The 20,760-nt window shown below is 64.3% G+C and carries 16 protein-coding genes; 7 read left to right on the top strand and 9 right to left on the bottom strand.

Annotation, left to right across the window (positions count from 1 at the left end; translation table 11 throughout):
* Nucleotides 1–113: 113 nt before the first annotated feature.
* The 5 genes from AB3G31_RS16870 to nirB form a co-directional block, all read right to left on the bottom strand.
* Nucleotides 114–1,865 (bottom strand): protein kinase, encoded by a 1,752-nt coding sequence (locus AB3G31_RS16870; RefSeq protein ID WP_367847229.1) that lies wholly within the window; start codon nt 1,863–1,865, stop codon nt 114–116.
* Between the two features lie 7 nt (nt 1,866–1,872).
* Complete coding sequence (locus tag AB3G31_RS16875) at nt 1,873–2,685, bottom strand: formate/nitrite transporter family protein (protein ID WP_367847230.1); 813 nt, start codon at nt 2,683–2,685, stop codon at nt 1,873–1,875.
* Between the two features lie 308 nt (nt 2,686–2,993).
* Nucleotides 2,994–4,301 carry a nitrate- and nitrite sensing domain-containing protein gene (locus AB3G31_RS16880; RefSeq protein ID WP_367847231.1) on the bottom strand — a complete coding sequence of 436 codons (1,308 nt, stop codon included), beginning with the start codon at nt 4,299–4,301 and terminating at the stop codon, nt 2,994–2,996.
* 4 nt (nt 4,302–4,305) lie between these two features.
* Nucleotides 4,306–4,653, bottom strand: coding sequence for a nitrite reductase small subunit NirD (gene nirD, locus AB3G31_RS16885; RefSeq protein ID WP_367847232.1), 348 nt, complete (start codon nt 4,651–4,653; stop codon nt 4,306–4,308).
* A 12-nt stretch (nt 4,654–4,665) separates the two neighbouring features.
* Nucleotides 4,666–7,188, bottom strand: coding sequence for a nitrite reductase large subunit NirB (gene nirB, locus AB3G31_RS16890; RefSeq protein ID WP_367847233.1), 2,523 nt, complete (start codon nt 7,186–7,188; stop codon nt 4,666–4,668).
* 712 nt (nt 7,189–7,900) lie between these two features.
* On the opposite strand from nirB, the gene AB3G31_RS16895 reads away from it, so the two are divergent.
* From AB3G31_RS16895 to AB3G31_RS16925, 7 genes are all read left to right on the top strand, one after another.
* A complete protein-coding gene (locus AB3G31_RS16895; RefSeq protein WP_367847234.1) occupies nt 7,901–9,157 on the top strand; it encodes an extracellular solute-binding protein in 1,257 nt (418 codons plus the stop codon).
* 12 nt (nt 9,158–9,169) lie between these two features.
* Complete coding sequence (locus AB3G31_RS16900) at nt 9,170–10,303, top strand: carbohydrate ABC transporter permease (RefSeq protein WP_367847235.1); 1,134 nt, start codon at nt 9,170–9,172, stop codon at nt 10,301–10,303.
* The gene (locus AB3G31_RS16905) at nt 10,303–11,190 is read left to right on the top strand and encodes a carbohydrate ABC transporter permease (RefSeq protein WP_367847236.1); all 888 of its coding nucleotides are present in this window, start codon (nt 10,303–10,305) and stop codon (nt 11,188–11,190) included. Before AB3G31_RS16900 ends, AB3G31_RS16905 begins: the two co-directional genes overlap by 1 nt.
* 31 nt (nt 11,191–11,221) lie before the next feature.
* Nucleotides 11,222–12,613, top strand: a complete 1,392-nt coding sequence (locus AB3G31_RS16910) for a glycoside hydrolase family 32 protein (RefSeq protein ID WP_367847237.1) — start codon at nt 11,222–11,224, stop codon at nt 12,611–12,613.
* 14 nt (nt 12,614–12,627) lie between these two features.
* A complete protein-coding gene (locus AB3G31_RS16915; RefSeq protein WP_367847238.1) occupies nt 12,628–13,797 on the top strand; it encodes an ABC transporter ATP-binding protein in 1,170 nt (389 codons plus the stop codon).
* Nucleotides 13,798–13,820: 23 nt separating this feature from the next.
* The gene (locus AB3G31_RS16920) at nt 13,821–16,466 is read left to right on the top strand and encodes a GH32 C-terminal domain-containing protein (protein ID WP_367847239.1); all 2,646 of its coding nucleotides are present in this window, start codon (nt 13,821–13,823) and stop codon (nt 16,464–16,466) included.
* Nucleotides 16,467–16,536: 70 nt separating this feature from the next.
* A complete protein-coding gene (locus AB3G31_RS16925; RefSeq protein ID WP_367847240.1) occupies nt 16,537–17,589 on the top strand; it encodes a LacI family DNA-binding transcriptional regulator in 1,053 nt (350 codons plus the stop codon).
* A gap of 47 nt (nt 17,590–17,636) precedes the next feature.
* Here the strand turns inward: AB3G31_RS16925 and hisF are convergent, their stop codons facing one another.
* The 4 genes from hisF to hisH are packed head-to-tail and all read right to left on the bottom strand — an operon-like array spanning nt 17,637 to nt 20,725.
* A complete protein-coding gene (gene hisF / locus AB3G31_RS16930) occupies nt 17,637–18,419 on the bottom strand; it encodes an imidazole glycerol phosphate synthase subunit HisF (protein WP_367847241.1) in 783 nt (260 codons plus the stop codon).
* Nucleotides 18,420–18,437: 18 nt separating this feature from the next.
* Complete coding sequence (locus AB3G31_RS16935; RefSeq protein WP_367847242.1) at nt 18,438–19,280, bottom strand: D-hexose-6-phosphate mutarotase; 843 nt, start codon at nt 19,278–19,280, stop codon at nt 18,438–18,440.
* Nucleotides 19,273–20,016: a 1-(5-phosphoribosyl)-5-[(5-phosphoribosylamino)methylideneamino]imidazole-4-carboxamide isomerase gene (hisA, locus tag AB3G31_RS16940; protein WP_315191474.1), complete on the bottom strand. Its 744-nt coding sequence runs from the start codon at nt 20,014–20,016 to the stop codon at nt 19,273–19,275. The genes AB3G31_RS16935 and hisA overlap by 8 nt, the downstream gene beginning before the upstream one ends.
* Nucleotides 20,017–20,062: 46 nt before the next feature.
* Nucleotides 20,063–20,725, bottom strand: a complete 663-nt coding sequence (hisH, locus tag AB3G31_RS16945) for an imidazole glycerol phosphate synthase subunit HisH (RefSeq protein ID WP_367850374.1) — start codon at nt 20,723–20,725, stop codon at nt 20,063–20,065.
* Nucleotides 20,726–20,760 lie beyond the last annotated feature (35 nt).

Raw genomic sequence — 20,760 nt, forward strand, 5'->3', positions numbered from 1 at the left:
TGCCTGTGTGAGGGGGGTTATACGGGCCATCACGATTTATAAGAAATCAGCCCCCTGCGCTTATGGAATGAGCATGAGCAGCTATAAAAAATAGAGCATAAGCCATTTGACGCCTAGCGCAGCCCCAGCAACACCAGCACCGCAATAGCCAGCACCACCGCCACCCCTTGCCAGAAGACCACCGGGTTGCGCTCTACCAGCGGCGGGGTGCGTTGGCTTAGATATTGGGGGCCGGGCGCATGCAGGTCTTGCAGGAATTCAGACAGCGCTTCCTGCCGCTTGGCCGGGTGCGGGTGCAGGGCTTTTTGCAGCACGCCATCCAGCCAGGCGGGGAGCTCGGGGCGCAGGTGGCGTACCGGCACATACCGCAGCCGCTTCAGATCGGCGGGCGACTGCACCTGGGTAACCTGCAGGCCGTACGGCAGCTGTGCGGTGAGCATCTGGTAGGCCAGCACCGCCAACGAGAACAATTCCGACTGCGCACTACCGCCACCACCGGTGAAGTACTCCGGTGCGGTGTACTGCAGCGTGCCGACGATGGCATCGGCACGGGCGCGCGGCGTGCCTTCGGTCAGGCCCGCCACGTGGGTGGACGCAAAGTCGATGATCTTCACCGTGCCGGTGCGGTCGACCATCAGGTTCTCGGGCCGCAGGTCCTGGTGCAGCATTTCCTTGCCATGGAAAGCCTGCAGCCCTTTGGCCACCTGGGCGACGATGCTGCGCACGGTGTCCAGGTCGGGGCGGGGGTGGTCGGTCATCCACTGGGTGAGGGTCTGGCCGTCGACAAACTCCATCGCCACAAAAACGTGGTGGCGCGGTCGATCGGTGGCAAAGGCTTTGAGCACGTGCGGGCTGTGCAGGCGGCGCGCCACCCATTCCTCCAGCAAAAAACCGTCCAGGTAGGCCGGGTCTTCGCGCATATCCACCGAGGGCGTTTTCAGCACCACCTGCTGGCCGGTGGCATCGTCCACGGCCAGGTGCACATGGCTACGGGCACTGGCATGCAGGCTGCGCACCACGGTGTAGCCCTCAAATGCCATGCGCGGCGACAGCGGTGGCGGCACGGCCAACCCCTGGCGCTGCGCCTGCAGGTGCAGCGGGTCGGCGGCGGGCAGCGCGTCGATGCGCAGCAGCTGCACCGTCATATCGTCGTCGGCACCGCGCGCCTGGGCGGTGCTGACCAACACGCTGGCGGCAGCGTCGAAATCGTCCGGGCACAGCGCCAGGGCGGCATGCACGGCGGCCGCATCGAAGTGCAGGTAGGCGCCGTCGGTGGCCAGCACGTAGATCTCGCCCACTTCGGCGCTGAGGCATCGGTAGTCGATCTCCACATTCGGGCCCACACCCAGTGCGCGGCCCAGATAGGACTCGGCGGATGAGAGGTGGACGCGGTGGTCTTCGGTCAGCTGCTCCAGCGCCTGCGGGTGCAGCCTGTAGATGCGCGAGTCGCCCACGTGCAGCAAATGCACCTCACGCCCCTTCAGCACCAGGGCGCTGAAGGTACAGACGTAGCCCCGGTCTTTATCAAACCGCGCATGGCTGCGCATGGTCTGGGCGTGCAGCCAGGCGTTGGTGGCACCCAGCACGCGCTGGGCCGAGCGGCGCACCGACCAGGCGTCGGACGTGGCGTAGTAGTCGTCCAGAAAGCCGCGCACCGCCGCCGCACTGGCCTCCTGGCTCACCGCGCTGGAGCCAATGCCATCGGCCTGCGCCACCACAATGCCCTTGCTGCTGCGCAGGGGCTCCAGCGGCAGCATGGCACCGTGGAAGTCCTGGTTGATGCGAACGGCGCACTCTGCGTCTTCAACCCTTTTCCGCCCGGCCCGCGAGTGCTGGCCCAGCGTCACACGCAAGGCGTGGGTCATGCCGACTTCAGCCCACTACGCGCTTGGGGGCCGTTTTGTAGTGCGTGGAGTACAGGGTCAGACCGACGAAGGTCAAACCACCCACCAAGTTACCCAGCACGGTGGGGATCTCGTTCCAAATGATGTAGTCCATCAGGGTGAACTTGCCGCCCAGCATCAGGCCGGTGGGGAACAGGAACATGTTGACGATGCTGTGCTCGAAACCCATGTAGAAGAAGATCATCACCGGCATCCACATGCCGATGGCCTTGCCCGAAACGGTGGTGGACATCATGGCCGCCACCACGCCGGTGGACACCATCCAGTTGCACATCACGGCGCGCACAAACAGCGTCAGCATGCCCGCAGCGCCGTGGGCCGAATAGCCCAGGGTGCGGCCTTCACCGATGTGGCCCAGCTTCTCGCCAATGGCGTTAGGCGCTTCGCTGAAGCCAAAGGTGAAGATGATGGCCATGAACACGGCCACCGTCAGCGCACCGGCAAAGTTGCCCACAAACACCAGCCCCCAGTTGCGCAGCACACCGGCCCAGGTAGCCCCCGGGCGCTTGTCGAGCACGGCCAGCGGCGCCAGCGTGAACACGCCGGTCAACAGGTCAAAACCCATCAGGTACAACATGATGAAACCCACCGGGAACAGCATGGCGCCGATGAGCGGATTGCCGGAGTTGACGGTGACGCTCACGGCAAATGCCGCGGCCAGGGCCAGGATGGCACCGGCCATGAAGGAGCGGATCAGGGTGTCGCGGGTGGACATCAGCAGTTTGGATTCACCGGCATCGACCATCTTGGTCACGAATTCGGCAGGGGCGAGGTAGGCCATATAACTTCCTTAGGAACGGAAAACTGAAGAGCGCCCCCAGACGGAGTGCCTGGGGTGGCGCACAAAAGAAAACGGCATCCGCGGCAGCACCCGGTGTAAGGGTGAAGCCAGGGACGCCGTTATCCTTGGATGCACGAATCAACTGTTTGCGAGAGATCCGCAAACACCATGCTCTAGAGCCGCCTTTAGCCCAACAACGCAGTAGCTATGCAAGTTTCGTACCGCAGGATTCCGATGCAATCCAGCCATTTGCGCCTTCAACCATCCCCATAAGCCTCGACCCGGTGCACGTTGCGCACCAGCCTGGTTCAGCCCGGGGATTTCTCGCCTGGTGGCGCCGGCGGTGCAAACGCCAGGTTGGGCAGCGACAGTGTGGCTTCGGCCACTTCCAGCAAACGGCGGTTCTGGTCCATCGAGGTTTTTTGCAGCACCCGAAAGGCGGCGTCCTCGTTCATACCCAGCCGTGCCATCAGCACACCCTTGGCCCGTTCGATCACCTTGCGCTCGTGCAGGGCGCGGCGGGCGGCATCAAGCTCAGCCTCCATGCTGGCCATGCGGGCGGCTTGCGCCTGCAGCAGGTCGCGCAGCGCGGTGGATTCGCTGGCAGAGCTGCCCGCGGGTTCAGGCGCGGCGCTGGGGAGGGAGCCGGTGTCAAAAAACCGGTCTACCGCATGCGTGCGCTGCGGCGGGTTGTCGCGCAGGCGGCGCAGCAGGCCCTTGGAGTCTTGCAGGTCCTGCTGGGCCTCCAGGATGCGGGCCGCGCAGTCTTCGCGCAGGCATTTGACCAGTTCCACCTGCAACTGCCACAGGGCGTTGATGCGCTCGGTGCACACCTCGAACCACGGCTCGCTGAGCTTGCTATCCAGCGCCGCGCCGGGTTTGGCGATGCACAGCGTGCGGCGCAGGCGTTCCAGTTGGGCTACCCCCGGGGCCAATTGTTCTTGCTCCCAGCGGGCGCGCAGGGCCGGTTCGGCGAATTCGGCAAACACCTGCAGGCTGCGCTCCTGCGCGTCGATCAGGTGCACCACGCGCTGCTGCTGCGCCTCGTTGCCCAGGCCCGAGGCATACATCAGCGCGCCCACAGCCCGCTCCTGGCCCGCCTCTTCCTGGGCCTGCACCAGGTGCAGCAAAGCCACCAGCAACCGCGACACGCTGGGCAGCCCGGCCCCATCGGCCACATGGAAGACCAGCTCGACCAGCCCGGCGATCAGGTGGCTGAAAGCGGCCACGGCATCGTGGGCGCCCATGGCCTGAAGCGCGATCTGGCTGCGCAGCGCTGCCAGCGCGTCCAGGCCCAGCAGGGCCCAGGCCATCAGGGACAGCGCCTTGGCGGTCGCACCCTGGGCAGGTTCCAGATGCTCGGCAAACACCGCGCGCAACTGGGCTTCCAGCGGCTCCACCTCGCTTACTATTTTTCGGCGCATATCGGCAAAGCGCTGCGCCTGGGATGCCAGGTAGATACCGGAAGCCCCACGCTCGCGCTGCAGGCCCTGGATCAACTGGCCAATGGCATCCACCAGCGCGGCCCGGCTGGCCAGCTGGCGCACCGCGTCGATCTCCAGCTGCTTGGCGCGCAGCACCAGGCTGGAGACCGACAGGGCGGCGGCCAGCGGCATGCCGTTAGGCCAGGGCCACGCTGACGCGGCCTGCGTCGATGCGCACACCATGGGCGCGCACCGACTGCTCGGGCGTTTCGATGCATTCACCGGTGCGCAGGTCGAAGTGGTTCTTGTACAGCGGCGAGGCGACGACGATGCGCTCGCCCAGGTTGCCCATCAGCCCGCGCGACAGCACGCTGGCCCCCGATTTGGGGTCTACATTGTCGATGGCGAAGAACTGGTCGCTTCCATCGACAGTGTTCAGGCGGAACACCGCCACGTGCCGGTTCTCCACCAGGGCGCACACGCCGGTGCGGGGCAGGATGTCATCGACCGCGCAGATGTCGGTCCAGGTTTTGGTAGTGGTCATCGCGGTGTGTCCTTATGCAGTTTCAACAGCCTGGGCGCGCTCTTCGGCACGGGCCGGGCGGATCTGGCCACGCTCTTCCACGAAGATCACGTGCTCGTCCTGCTTGTCGCTGTTCACAAAAGAGCGGAAACGCTTGCGGGTTTCGGGGTCGGTCACCGCGGTTTTCCACTCGCACTGGTAGGTGTCCACCACGTGCTGCATCTGCGCTTCCAGCTCGGCGCACAGGCCCAGGCTGTCTTTGATGAGCACGTCTTTCAGGTAGTCCAGGCCGCCTTCCAGGTTTTCGCGCCAGGTGCTGGTGCGCTGCAGGCGGTCGGCGGTGCGCACGTAGAACATCAGCACGCGGTCGATCATGCGCACCATGTCTTCCTTGGACATGTCGGAGCCAAACAGCTCGGCGTGGCGCGGCTTCATGCCGCCGTTGCCGCAGATGTAGAGGTTCCAGCCCTTCTCGGTGGCGATGATGCCGATGTCCTTGCCCTGGGCTTCGGCGCATTCGCGGGTGCAGCCCGACACGCCAAACTTGATCTTGTGCGGGCTGCGCAGGCCCTTGTAGCGGTGCTCCAGCTCGACCGCCAGGCCCACGCTGTCGCCCACGCCGTAGCGGCACCAGGTGGAGCCCACGCAACTCTTCACCGTGCGCAGCGACTTGCCGTAGGCGTGGCCCGACTCGAAGCCCGCGTCAATGAGTTCTTCCCAGATGGGTGGCAACTGCTCGACGCGTGCGCCGAACAAATCGACCCGCTGGCCGCCGGTGATCTTGGTGTACAGGTTGTACTTCTTGGCCACCTGGCCTACGGCGATCAGGCCGTCGGGTGTGACCTCGCCCCCCGGCATGCGCGGCACCACCGAGTAGGTGCCGTCTTTCTGGATGTTGCCCAGGTAGTAGTCGTTGCTGTCTTGTAGACCGGCCAGGTCTTTCTTGAGCACAAACTCGTTCCAGCAGGAGGCCAGCACGCTGGCCGCCACCGGCTTGCAGATGTCGCAGCCCAGGCCGGTGCCGTGCTTGGCCATGAGTTCGTCAAAGCTCTTGATGTTGCCCACGCGCACCAGGTGGTAAATCTCTTGCCGCGAGTACGCAAAGTGCTCGCAGATGTGGTTGTTGACGGCCATCCCCAGGCGGCCCATCTCGAACTTCATCACCTGGGTGACCAGGGGCACGCAGCCGCCGCAGGTGGCACCGGCCTTGGTACAGGCCTTGATCTCGGCGATGGTGCAAGCGCCCTCGCCCACCGCGGCGCAGATAGCACCCTTGCTGACGTTGTTGCAGGAGCAGATCTGGGCCGTATCGGGCAGAGCCTCCACGCCCAGGCCCGGCTTGGCCTTGCCGTCGCTGGACGGGAAGATCAGGAATTCGGGGTCCGCAGGCAGGGTGATGCCGTTCAACGCCATCTGCAGCAGCGTGCCGTATTCGGTGGCATCGCCAATCAGCACCGCGCCCAGCAGTTGCTTGCCGTCTTCGCTGATGACGATCTTCTTGTAGATCTGGCGCAGCTCGTCCACGTACTGGCAGCTGCGGCTCTTGGGCGTACGGCCATGGGCATCGCCAATGCTGGCCACGTCCACACCCATCAGCTTGAGCTTGGTGCTCATGTCGGCACCGACGAAGGCCGCGTCCTTGTCACCCGCAATATGGCGGGCCACTACGCGGGCCATCTCGTAGCCTGGGGCCACCAGGCCAAACACCTGCTCGTTCCAGGACGCGCATTCGCCGATGGCGTAGACGTTGTGGTCGCTGGTGCGGCAGGCGCTGTCGATCACCACGCCACCGCGCGGGCCGATGGCCAGCACGCACTGGCGGGCCAGGTCGTCGCGCGGGCGGATACCGGCTGAGAACACGATCATGTCGGTTTCCAGGTGCGTACCGTCGGCAAACACCATGCGGTGGCGGGCACGGGCTCCGTCGGTGATCTCCAGCGTGTTGCGGCCGGTGTGCACGGTCAGGCCCAGCTCTTCTACCTTGGCGCGCAGCACGCGGCCACCGCCTTCGTCGACCTGCACCGTCATCAGGCGTGGGGCAAATTCCACCACGTGGGCTTCCAGGCCCATGTCGCGCAGGGCCTTGGCGCATTCCAGGCCCAGCAGGCCGCCGCCCACCACCACGCCGGTCTTCGACTTGGCACCGGAGGCCTGCATGGCCTCCAGGTCTTCGATGGTGCGGTAGACGTGGATGTGTTCGCGGTCACGCCCCGGTACCGGCGGCACAAAGGGGTTGGAGCCGGTGGCCAGCACCAGCTTGTCGTAGGGCAACACTTCACCGTCCAGGGTGGTCACGGTGTGGGCGATACGGTCGACCGAGGCGGCGCGGGCCGCCAGGCGCAGCGTGAAACCGGTGCGCTCGAAAAAGCCGGGCTCGACCAGGGACAGGTCGTCGGCGGTTTTTCCGCTAAAGAATTCGGAGAGGTGGACGCGGTCGTACGCGGGGCGGGGCTCCTCGCAGAGCACCGTGACTTCGACACCGGTCATGCCGGTCTCACTCAGGCTTTCAAGGAACTTGTGGCCCACCATGCCGTGGCCAACTAAAACTATTTTCATCATGCTTATCCTGCAATGACCCGGGGCGAACCGCAGGGAACAGGTACATCACACAGCATCCACGGCGAGGCCATGGGCATACGATGCAAAGCACCCTCCGCGAAGCCACGGGTGTGGGTTGGAACATCCAAACGACCAGGCACTCAGGCCCAGGCTCAATCGGGGTTCCGCCTTCGTTAGCGGAGGGATCTATCGCTCCACAGGCAGCTTTACCTGCGGACACGGTGGATTAAGCAGTATCCATGCCAGGCAATAGGGCAGAGAAAAGCATGGTTTGCGCGCGAATCCCGGGGGTGTTGCCTCATCGCGGTGCAAGCCGTCACCAACTTGGGGCGCACAGCCGGGGTTCTGTCTTTGCAATTGCTTACAGTCCCCACCGTCCATTCCGAGTCTGCTACACAAAACGTAGCTTCTCATGCTGATGGAATGGGCGTAAAGAGCCTTTTTTATATAAATTTTATCGGTCTGCGCAAGCACCCTATCCCACACCTGCGACAAGGGGGTTGGGCTGCAACAACCGCTCCAGACACCCGACCTGCGGGTAACTACTGAATTGACAGTGCATTCCTTCAATCAAATAATCCAACCGCCACCTAATACGATTTAATCACCACTTGCAGCGCACCCGTGGGCTTAGTTGGTACACCCTCCGTTTGCTTTGAATGCCGTTCCGCCCGTTTCAGTTTTCTAACCTAATACGTAAAAGTCAACTATGAAAAAAACCCTGCACCTCACCCCCCTGCTGCTGTCCGCCCTGGGTGCCACCGCCATGGCCGCGCCCATCGATATTCCGCTGTGGCGGCACGAAAGCGGCGACCTGGAAGTCACCGTGACCCGGGCCATGATCGACGACTTCAACAAGTCGCAGCCAAAGTACAAGGTGGTCTACGAGAACCTGCCCAAGGGCTCGTACACCCAGTCGGTCACTGCCGCCGCCGTGGCCAAGAAACTGCCCTGTCTGATCGACATGGACCAGCCCACGGTGGCCAACTTTGCCTGGTCGGGTTATGTGCGCCCACTCGACAAGCTGCTGGACAAAGACCTGCAGGCCGATCTGCTCGAAGGCGGCAAGGGCACTTACAAGGGCGTGCTGTATTCGGTGGGCCAGTACGACGTGGCCCTGGCCCTGTATGGCCGCAAATCGGCACTGGCCAAAGCGGGCGTGCGCGTGGCCACCATCGCCCAACCCTGGAGCCTGGCCGAGACCAACGATGCGTTCGCCAAACTGAAGAAGCTGCCCGAATTTGAATACGTGATCGACATCCACAACAGCTACGACGGCGAATGGTGGACGTATGGCTTCTCTCCCTGGCTGCAAAGCTTTGGCGGCGACCTGATCGACCGCAAGAGCATGACCACCGCCGAGGGCGCGCTCAATGGCAAGCCTGCCGTGGCATTTGGCGGCTGGTTCCAGGATTTGTTCAAAAAGGGCTTTGTCAACAAGAAGCCCGCCGATGACAAATCCTTCGTCCAGGGCCGGGTACCGCTGGACTTCATTGGCAGTTGGGGGCACGACGAGATTTTCAAGAAATGGGGTGACGATGCGGTGGTGATGCCGGTGCCCGATTTCGGCAAAGGCCCCAAGATCGGTGCAGCGTCCTGGCAGTACGGCATCAGCGCCAGTTGCCCGAATCCGGAAGGCGCGGCAGCCTTCATCGACTTCATGCTGCAGCCCGCCAACGTAGCCAAGCTGGCCCAGGCCACCTCGCTGCTGCCCGCCACCAAGCGCGCGGCGGCCCTCACCACCGACTACCGCGAAGGCGGCAAGCTGCGCTTCTATTACGACTTTGCGCAGAAATACGCCCTGACCCGCCCGTCCACGCCCGGCTATCCATTCCTGACCAGCACGTTTGAAAAGGCCTTGCGCGACATCGCCACGGGCGCCAATGTGCAAACCACGCTGGACAACGCCGCCGATGCGATCGACCGCAACATCGCCGACAACAAGGGCTACGGCTTCAAGCGCTAAGGCCGCACCGCCATGTCCTCCACCCTCCCCCTCCCCACTGCGGCGGGCACCCCGGCGGCGCGGCCCAGCCTGCGCCGCGTGCACCAGCAGGAGTCGCGCACGGCCTGGCTGATGTCGGCCCCGGCGCTGGCCGCCCTGCTGCTGTTTGTGGTGCTGCCGTTTGTGCTGGCCATTGTGTTCAGCTTTACCAACCAGCGCCTGCTGTCGCCCAACCCGACCGAGTTTGTCGGGCTGCGCAACTACGACCGCCTGCTCAGCGTCACCGTGGTGCCGATCCAGGCTGAAAAGACCGAGGCCGGTCGGCCGGTGCTGGACGCGCAAGGCCAGCCGCAGTACCCGCGCCTGCGCAGCGTGGTCCGGGGCAACCCGGCCTACGTGGGTTACGAGGACTACCGCGAGGTGTCGGCCTGGAACCTAGGCGGCACGCGCTACACCCTGGTGGCCAAAGACCCGCTGTTTTGGCGCGGCCTGTTCAATATTGCGTTTTTCGTGCTGCTGGTGGTGCCGCTGCAATGCGGCGCGGCGCTGGGCTGCGCCCTGCTGATCAACCAGAAGCTGCCCGGCATGACGTTGTACCGCACCATCTTTTTCAGCCCGGTGGTGATTTCGATGGTGGTGATCAGCATCGTCTGGACGTTTTTATACGACCGCCAGTTTGGCCTGGTGAACCAGTTGCTGGGCAAGCTGTCGTTCGGTCTGATCCAACCGATCGACTGGCTGGGCGACCCGGCGGTGGCCATGATCGCCATCGTCATCATGAGCGCCTGGCAGGCCATGGGTTTGCAGATGGTGATCTTTTTGGCGGGCCTGCAAAGCATCTCGCCCGACCTGTACGAAGCCGCCAGCCTGGACGGCGCCAAGGTGTGGAACAAGTTCCGCCACATCACCCTGCCCGGTCTGCGCAATACCACGGTGTTCATCCTCACCGCCACCACCATGCAGGCGTTTGCCCTGTTTACCCAGATCGACGTGATGACCCAGGGCGGCCCCGAGGACTCGACCGTCACCGTGATGTACAGCGTGGTGCGCACCGGCTTTCGCGAGCAGGACATTGCCTACGGCAGCACCATCACCGTGGTCTTCTTCGCCCTCATTTTGCTGATTGCCTTCTTGCAGCGCCGCCTGATCACAGGGGGTGACAAATGATGGCCGCCAGCAAACGCATGCGGCGCAATACCAAGCTACTGGGCAACTACGCGTTGCTGACCCTGGTGGCCCTGGTGTTCGTGCTGCCCATCGCCTTCATGCTGGTGTCCAGCCTGAAGAGCAGCGACGCCATCTTTGCGGACCTGCGCTCGTGGCGGGCGTTTTTGCCGGTGGGCGAGCTGACGCTGGACAACGTGCGCTACGTGCTGGAGCGGGGCAACTTCCAGCGCTACGTGGTCAATTCCATTCTGATCACCGGCATCACCGTGGTCTTGAGTGTGGCGGTCAACGGCATGGCGGCCTATGCGCTGGCACGGCTGCAGTGGCGCGGGCGCGGCATGGTGCTGATGCTGGTGGTGGCAATTTTGATTATTCCGTTCGAAGCGATTGCGATCCCGCTGCTGATGCTGGTGAGCGCGCTGCCGGGCATCAGCTTCAGCGGCGGCATCCACATCACGGACACGCTGTTCAACACCCATCTGGTGCAGATATTGCCGTTCGTGGCCAGCCCGTTCTCGATTTTCTTGTTCTACCAGTTCTTCCGCGATTTGCCGCGCGAGCTGGACGAGGCCGCCCGCATGGACGGGGCCACGGCCTTCCAGGTGTTCACCAAGATCATCCTGCCGCTGTCCAAACCGGTGATTGCCACGGTGGCGATTCTGCAGTTTCTGGGCATGTGGAACCAGTACCTGTGGCCGGTGATGGTGGTGCAAAGCGCCGATGTGCGCCCTGTGATGCCCGGCATCCAGGAGTTCTTCAACCGCACCCCGGCCTGGGGGCAAATCATGGCCTATGCGGCCATGGTCACGCTGCCGGTGCTGACGGTGTTTGCAGTCTTTCAACGCTGGTTCATCCAGAGCGTCGCCGGTAGCGGCGTCAAGGGGTAATTTTTTGAGCAACGCCACTTCCACACCCACCATGCCCACCACTGATCAAGACATGCACCGACCGCGCTACCACTTCACCGCCCCCAGCGGCTGGATCAACGACCCCAACGGCATCGGCTTCTACCAGGGCCGCTACCACGTGTTCTACCAGTACAACCCGGACGCCCCCCGGTGGGACCGCATCCAGTGGGGCCACGCCAGCAGCGCCGACCTGGTGCAGTGGCGCGACGAGCCTATCGCCCTGGTGCCCTCGCCCGGGGACGATGCCGATGGCTGCTTCTCCGGCAGCTTTGCCGTGGTCGACGGCCAGCCCACCCTGTACTACACCGGCTACACCCTGGAGCGCCAGGTGCAGTGCGTGGCCACCAGCAGCGACATGCTCAGCTGGACCAAACAGCCCGCACGTACCATCCGCGAGCGGCCCGCAGACGTGCACCTGCAAGACTTTCGCGACCCGTACGTATTCCAGCACGGCGGCTGGTGGTACATGGTGGTGGGGGCCTCCGCCGACCACGCACGCGGCCAGGCCCTGCTGTACCGCAGCGCGGACGGGGTGGACTGGGCCTACCGCCACCCGCTGTTCACCTCCCCCCTGCCTACGCTGGGGGTGGTCTGGGAATGCCCCAACTTCTTCCAGCTGGGCGACAAATGGGTGCTGACGGTATCGGTCTGGCCCAACCTGGGGGCGCACTACTTTGTGGGCCGGTTCGCGGACGAGCGCTTCATTGCCGAGTCCGACGGTGTGCTGGACAGTGACAGCGGCGCATTTGCCCACCTGGCCATGCAAGCCCCCGATGGCCGCACCTTGCAATGGGCCTGGATCAAAGAACAGCGGGAACAGCCGCTGATCGATGCCGACGGCTGGAGCGGTGCCCTCACCGTACCGCGCGAACTGTCGCTGGACGCCCAGCAGCGCCTGCAGATGCGCCCGGCCGCCGCCCTGCAGGCCTTGCGCGGCGCGCCTGTGCCTGTCGCTGCTACCGGGGCCACCCGCGGCGAGTTGCTCCACTTCACTGGCCGCTGCCTGGACATCGAAGCCACATTCACCCTGCACGACCACCACAAGGTCGCCCTCACCGTGCTGGCCGCGCCCGATGGCAGCGAGGCCACCCGCATCGAATACTGGCCAGATGCGCGCCGCCTGACGGTGGTGCGGGCCCGTAGCTCCCTGTCGCACCAGGTCAGCCACCAAAACGTGGTCGGCCATCTGGAGCTGGACGCAGGCGAGCCGCTGCACCTGCGGGTGCTGCTGGACCACAGCGTGCTGGAGGTGTACGCCAACCAGCGCCTGTGCCTGACCACCCGCGTCTACCCCACGCTGGCCGAGAGCGTGCACGCCAGCCTGTCCGTCGAAGGCCATGCCGAGGCCACGCTGCAGGCTTGGGGCATGGGTTCCATCCACCTAGACCGCCAAACAACCTAAAACCGGAGACGAGCATGTCCGAGATCAGTTTCAAAAACATCAGCAAGGTCTACGCGGGCAGCCAGCGTGCGGTGATCCATAACGTCAACCTGCAGATCGTTGATGCCGAGTTCTGCGTCTTCGTCGGCCCCAGCGGCTGTGGCAAATCGACCCTGCTGCGCATGGTGGCCGGGCTGGAGGACATCAGCAGTGGCGAGCTGCGCATCCAGGACCAAGTGGTCAACGATGTGCCACCGTCGGACCGGGGCGTGGCCATGGTGTTCCAAAGCTACGCCCTGTACCCGCACATGACCGTGGCCGAGAACATGGGCTTCTCGCTCAAGCTGGCCAAGCACAGCAACGCCGAGATCAAGGAAAAGGTGCTGGCCGCCGCCAAGATCCTGCAACTCGAAGAACTGCTGGACCGCCAGCCCAAGCAGCTCTCGGGCGGGCAGCGCCAACGGGTGGCGATTGGCCGGGCCATCGTGCGCCAGCCAAAGGTATTCTTGTTTGACGAGCCGCTGTCCAACCTGGACGCCGCGCTGCGCGTCGCCACCCGCATGGAAATCGCTCGCCTGCACCGCGACTTTGGCAGCGCCAGCATGGTCTACGTGACCCACGACCAGGTCGAAGCCATGACGCTGGCCGACAAGATCGTGCTGCTCAACAGCGGAGCCGCCACCGACAAATACGGCACCATCGCCCAGGTCGGCTCGCCGCTGGAGCTGTACCATCGCCCGCGCAACCGTTTCGTGGCGGGCTTCATCGGCTCGCCCAACATGAACTTTGTGCCCGGTGTGCGCCAGAGCGTGGACAACGCCACCAGCCAGATCACCGTGGTCGGGGGCCGCACCGTCCAGGCCATGGTGTGCCCTGGCGCGCGCAACTCGACTGGCACCGGAATGAGCATCGGCATCCGGCCCGAACACGTGCGCTTGACCGATGCGGACAACGCCGAGCGCAGCGTGCAAGGCCGTGTGGTCTACGCCGAATACCTGGGCGAAAGCAGCTACGTGCAGGTGCAACTGGCTACCGGCGAGATTCTGCTGGCTAAGGAAGAAGGCACGGCCAACGCGGTGATCGGCGACACCGTGGGCCTGCACTTCCCGCCCGACAAGCTCTACGCCTTCGATGCGCAAGACCAGGCTTACACCCGCACCGCACCCGAGCCCCGCATCCACATCGGCAAACCCGTTCACGCATAGACATAGCCCCTAAAGGAGACAACATGAAGAACCCACCCACCCTGCTCGCCGCTTGCATCGCGGCCCTATTGGTTGGCTGCAACAGCAGCACCGATGGCGGACCCACCCAGTCCAAATACCTCGAAACCTACCGCCCCCAGCTCTCGTACACGGCGGCCAAGAACTGGATGAATGACCCCAACGGACTGGTGTACTACGACGGTGAATACCACCTGTTTTACCAGTACAACCCGAACGGCAATGTCTGGGGCGACATGTCCTGGGGCCACGCCGTCAGTACCGACCTGGTGCACTGGAACGAGTTGCCCATCGCCCTGGAGGCGGAAAAGGATGCCAGCGGCAAGGTCACCCAAATGTTCTTCTCCGGCAGCGCCGTGGTCGACACCGCCAACACCAGCGGCTTTGGCAGCCCCGGCAAGCCCGCCATGGTGGCCATCTACACCAGCCTGTACCCCCAGGGCAAAACGCTGGCCAACGGGCAAGTGCTACCACCCAACACCCAAGCCCAGTCCATCGCCTACAGCCTGGACCGGGGCCGCACCTGGACGCAGTACGCAGGCAACCCGGTGATTCCTACGCCGCCCACACCGTTTGAAAACGAGTTTCGCGACTTCCGCGACCCCAAGGTATTCTGGTACGCGCCAGAGCAAAAATGGGTCATGGTGGCGGTGGCTTCGCAACTGCACAAGGCACTGCTGTTTTCCTCCAAGAACCTGCGCGACTGGACCTACATGAGCGCCTTTGGCCCGGCCAACGCCGTGGGCGGCGTGTGGGAATGCCCCGACCTGTTCGAGCTGCCCGTGGACGGTGTAGCCACCCAACGCAAATGGGTGATGAACATCAACATCAACCCCGGCTCGGTAGCGGGCGGGTCCGGAGCCCACTACTTTGTGGGGCAATTCGACGGTACGCAGTTTGTAGCCGATGCCAACAACGTGATCGACAAATCTCCCCCTGCAGGTACCGTCTACCAGAACTTCGAAGCCGCCAGCCTGGATGCCACCGGGTGGACAGCCACCGGCGACTTTGTGGGCCAGGCCCCCGTAGCCCCCTCGCATGGCGTGGCCGATAGCCAGGGCAGCCAACTGCTCGACACCTTCCGGCTGGGCAAAGATGACGCAGCCGTGGGCACGCTGACCTCGCCCAGCTTTACCGTGTCCAGCAAATACATCAATGTGCTGGTGGGTGGTGGCCGCCATCCCCGCGTGGCCGATGCAGGCGATGGCACGGTCCCGGCGGGCACCTTGCTGTTTCCTGGAGCGGGCTTTGAAGGCGCGGCCAATGCCACCTACGCCGACCTGGGCTGGACGCCCACGGGCGACCTGGTAGGGCAAAAAGTCTCCACCGGGGCCATCACCGACCAGCAGGCGGTGTCCGGCTTTACCGGCTCGGGTTTGCTCAACACCTTCTTTGGTGGCCTGCTGACCCCTCCACAGGGCGGTGACGCGGCCAAGGGCAGCCTGACCTCACCCACCTTCACCATCTCCAAGGCCTACATCAACTTCCTCATCGGCGGCGGCAACCACCCCTATAGCGGCGACAACCCGACGGCAGTGGTGCTCAAGGTCAATGGCACGGTCGTGCGCAGTGCCACCGGCTCGGACAACGAAACCCTGAACTGGACGAACTGGGACGTGCGAGAGTTTGCCGGACAGCAGGCGCAGATGGTCATCATCGATGCCAACGCCGGCGGTTGGGGCCACATCAATGCCGACGCGTTCGAGGCATCGGACCAACCCGCCAAACCGGTCACCAACGAAACCACGGTCAATCTGCTGGTGAATGGCCAGGTCGTGAAGAGCGAAACCGGTGCCAACTCCGAAACCATGGACTGGCGTAGCTGGAACGTTGCCGCCTACCAGGGCAAGAGCGCGCAAATCCAGGTGGTGGACAAAAATACCGGCGGCTGGGGGCATATTCTGGTGGACCAGATCGTCTTCTCCGCCACCGCCAAAGAGCAGGCCAATTGGCTGGACTACGGCGCTGACTTCTACGCCGCCGTGACCTGGAACGGCACACCCGACGGTAAGCGCGTCGGTCTGGGCTGGATGAGCAACTGGAACTACGCCGGCAACACACCCACCACCCCGTGGCGCAGCGCCCAAACCTTTGCCCGTGAATTCACGCTTCGCACCATAGGCGGCCAGGTGCGGCTGGTGCAGCAGCCGGTGGACAGTTTCAGCCAGCTGCGCAGCAAAGTGCTCTACAGCGCCAAAGACCGTACGGTGGCCGTCGGAGCGCAAGCGCTCAACATCGCTACCAGTCCGGGCCAGGCGCTGGACATCCAGGCGCAGTTCACCCCCGGCAGCGCTTCGGGTTTTGGGTTGAAAGTACGCACCGGCAGCAACGGCGAAGCCACCACGGTAGGCTATGACGCGGTGGCGGGCGAGGTCTACATCGACCGCACCCAATCGGGTGATGCCAGCTTTGACACCAGCTTTGCCGCCCGCCATACCGCCCCCCTGCCACTGCGCACCGGCGTGGTGGATCTGCGCATCGTGGTGGACACCTCGTCGGTGATGGTGTTTGCGGGCAACGAGGTGGTGTTGACTGACCAAATCTTCCCCCACCCGTCGAGCAACGGCGTCACGCTGTTCGCCGAAGGGGGTCCGGCGCGGCTGAACGATCTGAAAATTTGGTCCCTGAAGTCGATCTGGGCCGACCGCTAAAACCGACCCACACGGGCCTCTAAAATGGCCCGTGCCTGATTCCGGGCTGAACAGGTGTACCTACTTCCCCATGCCCACGCCCTCGTCTACCCGCAGCCAGCGCATGCAAGCCCCCACCATGCGCGACGTAGCCAAGGCCGCAGGTGTGTCGCAAACGGCGGTGTCGTTTGTGCTCAATGGCCGGGCCGACAAAGAGATTTCCAAGGACACCAGCGAACGCATCTGGGCCGCCATCCGCGCGCTGGGCTACCGGCCCAATGCGGTGGCGCAAAGCCTGCGGCTGGGGCGCTCCAGCCTGCTCGGACTGGTGACCGACGAAATCGCCAGCACGCCGTTTGCCGTGGACATCGTACGGGGCGCCCAAGACGCCGCCTGGGCCGGGGGCCGCATCCTGACGCTGGTCAACACCAACCGCCAAAGTCGGCTGGAGTCCGAGGCCGTGGCCGCACTGGTCCAGCACCAGGTGGAGGGCATCATTTTTGCCATGATGTACCACCAGGAAATCGTGCTGCCGCCGGTACTGGGCCCGCGGCTGCCGGTGGCGCTGGTGAACTGCTTCAGCGCCGACCCCGCAACCCGCTGCGTAGTCCCCGACGAAGAGCTGGGCGGCTACACCGCGGTGCAACACCTGGTGCGACACGGCCACCGCCGCATCGGCTTTATCAACAACATCGACCCGATTCCGGCCACGGCAGGCAGGCTCGCGGGCTACTGCCGTGCGCTCCAAGAGGCGCATATTCCGGCGCGCCCCGAGGCCGTCGCCCAGCAGCCCAGCAGCCAGGAAGGCGGCTTTGACGGCACTTTGCAGCTGATGGCCCTAACCCCCGCGCCGACCGCGCTGTTTTGTTTCAACGACCAGATGGCCATGGGAGCCTACGCGGCGCTGCAGACCCTGGGCCTGCGCATTCCCGAAGATGTGTCTGTGGTGGGTTTTGACGACCTGCAGCTTATCGCACCGCACCTGCGGCCCGCACTGACCACCATGGCACTGCCGCATTACGCGATGGGCCGCTGGGGGGTGGATGTGCTGTTTGATCCCCCGCAAGGGCCGTCCAAAACGCTGATGGCCTGTGCACTGGTGGAGCGGGCCTCGGTGGCCGCGCCACGCGATTTGCTATCGTAAAAATAGCTGCTTACGCCCATTGCATAAGCGCAAACAGCCGATTTTCTTTAAACCAGCCGCACCGGAATACCCCGCTCGGCCATGCGGGCCTTGGCCTGGGCCACGGTGTATTCGCCGTAGTGGAAGATGCTGGCGGCCAGCACGGCATCGGCACCGCCCAGGCTGACGCCGTCGGCCAGGTGGTCGAGGTTGCCAACACCACCCGAGGCGATGACCGGTACGCTGATGGCGTCACTCACGGCGCGGGTCAGGGCCAAATCAAACCCGGACTTGGTACCGTCGCGGTCCATGCTGGTGAGCAGGATCTCGCCCGCGCCGCGCCGCGCCATCTCGGTGGCCCAGGCCACGGCGTCCAGGCCGGTGTTTTTACGGCCGCCGTGGCTGTACACGTCCCAGCCGGGGCCGCGGGTTAGCGCGTCTTCTGCGCTGCGGCGCTTGGCATCGATGGCGACCACGATGGCCTGCGCGCCGTACTTGGCCGATGCGGCCTCGATCACCTCGGGGTTGCTGATGGCGGCCGAGTTGAAGCTGACCTTGTCGGCCCCCGAATTGAGCAGCCGCCGCACGTCTTCCACGGTACGCACGCCGCCGCCCACGGTCAGCGGAATGAACACCTGCGAGGCCACGGCTTCGATGATGTGCAGGATCAGGTCGCGGCCATCGCTGGTGGCGGTGATGTCAAGAAAGGTGAGCTCGTCGGCCCCCTGGTCGTTGTAGCGGGCGGCGATTTCCACCGGGTCGCCTGCGTCGCGCAGCTCGACAAAGTTGATGCCTTTGACAACCCGGCCGCCGGTCACGTCCAGGCAGGGAATGATGCGTTTGGCCAGCATGGCGGTTTCCAGAAAAAATTAGTCGGGAGTGACAACGATGAGGCGTTGCCAGCCGGTCCACTCGGCGCCTGCGGCCAGGGTCACCGGCGTGTTGACGTGCGCGGCTTCCACGCACACCATGTGCTTGAAGCCATCGAACGGCATGTCGGCGATGGCGGCGCATTTGGTCGGGCCGGGGTTCCACACCACCGTCTCGGCGAGTTCCGGGCTTTGGTCGATGCGCAGTTGCACCGGGCCATCCACCAGGGTCAGCGGCTCGGCAGCGGCCTGGTAGACGCGGTCGACCTCGCCTTCGAAAATCACCACATCGGTTTCCAGGCGATCGGTCTGGGCCACGTCATCCCAGTAGGGCTGGCCAGCCAGGCCGCGCAGGTCCAGGCCGGGCAGGTCCTGCACGCGCAGGTAGGTGTGCAAGGCCAGGGCAAAGTCCAGCGGCTGCGCACCGGTGTTCTGTACGGTAAAGCCCAGCTCCAGCGCGCCCGGTGCCAGGTCGATGCGCAGGGTGGCGCTGAAGGCGTGGGGCCAGAGTGCCAGCGTGGCGGGGCTGCTGTGCAGTTGCAGCTCGAGCCAGTCTTCGCCGCTGCCAGACGCCGTCCAGGCGGACGTGCGGGCAAAGCCGTGCTTGGGCAGGGGGCCGCGCATGTTGAACTGCGGAAAGCACACCGGCACGCCACCGCGGATGGCGGTGGCGCCGTCAAATACCGCTTCGGGGCTCAGGTACAGCCGCTCTACCCCGCCGCTGGTCCACGACAGCACGTGCGCGCCATGCAGCGCCACCAGCACCGCGTCGCCATTGGCGTGGTGCAGGCGCAGGCAGGGTTGGTTCTGGAAGACTTCGGGACGGGCCTGCAAATCAGACATCGCCGTAGTTGTCGGCGCGTTCCTGGGCCGACGTGAAATCCAGGTCGCCGGTGTAGATGGCGCGGCCACAGATCACGCCTTCGATGCCTTCGTCTTCCACATCCAGCAGGCGCTCGATGTCGGCGATGTTGCTCAGGCCACCCGAGGCGATGACGGGCGTGTGCAGGGCCTGGGCCAGCTTGACGGTGGCTTCGATGTTGATGCCCGAGAGCATGCCGTCGCGGCCGATGTCGGTGTAGATGAAGGATTCCACGCCGTAGTCCTGGAACTTCTTGGCCAGATCGACCACTTCGTGGCCGGTGAGCTTGCTCCAGCCGTCGGTGGCAACCTTGCCGTCCTTGGCATCCAGGCCGACGATGATGTGGCCGCCAAAGGCGGTGCACGCATCCTGCAAAAAGCCGGGGTTCTTGACCGCGGCGGTGCCGATGATGACGTAGCGCAGGCCCGCGTCGAGGTAGCGCTCGATGGTGTCCAGGTCGCGGATACCGCCGCCGAGCTGCACGTCGATCTCGCCGCCCACCTCTTTGAGGATCTTGCGGATGGCCATTTCGTTCTTGGGCTTGCCCGCAAACGCACCGTTCAGGTCCACCAGATGCAGGCGCCGCGCACCCTTGTCGACCCAGCTACGGGCCATGGCGGCGGGATCCTCGCCAAAGGTGGTGGATTGGTCCATGTCGCCTTGTTTGAGGCGTACGCAGTGGCCGTCTTTCAGATCGATCGCAGGAATAAGAAGCATGGTGCCGTGAACAGCGGGTTAGTGGAGAAATATTCCGAAAGTGGAATCAGGGAGACCAGTGGAGGAAGTTGCGGTAAAGAGCCAATCCGTGTTCGGCGCTCTTCTCTGGGTGGAATTGTGTCGCAAAAATATTATCACGCGCAATGGCCGCGCTAAACGCCGCGCCGTACTCCGTCAAGCCTGCGCTGTGGCGCGCATCCGACGGATCAGCGTAAAAACTATGCACAAAGTAGAAGTAGCTGTCGTCCGGCACCTCGCCCCACACCGGGTGGCGCTGGCCGCCGTGGACCTGCTGGCGCACCTGGTTCCAGCCCATTTGCGGCACCTTGAAGCGGCTGCCATCGGCCTGCAGGCGGCCCGCCAGGTCAAAACGGCGCACGGTGCCGGGGATCAGGCCCAGGCCGGGGGTGTCTTGCTCTTCGCTGTGGTCCAGCAGCATCTGCATGCCCACGCACACGCCCATCAGCGGCTTGTTGCGGGCGGCATCCAGCACGGCTTCTTTCAAACCCGAATCGTGCAACTCGCGCATGCAGTCGCGCATGGCCCCCTGGCCGGGCAGCACGACGCGCTCGGCGGCGAACACGTCTTCGGGGCGGGAGGTGACCACCACCTGGTAGCCGCTGGCCGCGGCCACATGCATCACGGCTTGCGATACAGAAAACAGGTTGCCCATGCCGTAGTCCACCACGGCGACGGTTTTATTTGCTATCAATTTGATTGCTGCTTGTGCAGGAGGAATGAGCG

The organism is Rhodoferax sp. WC2427 (genome assembly GCF_040822085.1).
Lineage (GTDB): Bacteria > Pseudomonadota > Gammaproteobacteria > Burkholderiales > Burkholderiaceae_C > Rhodoferax_B.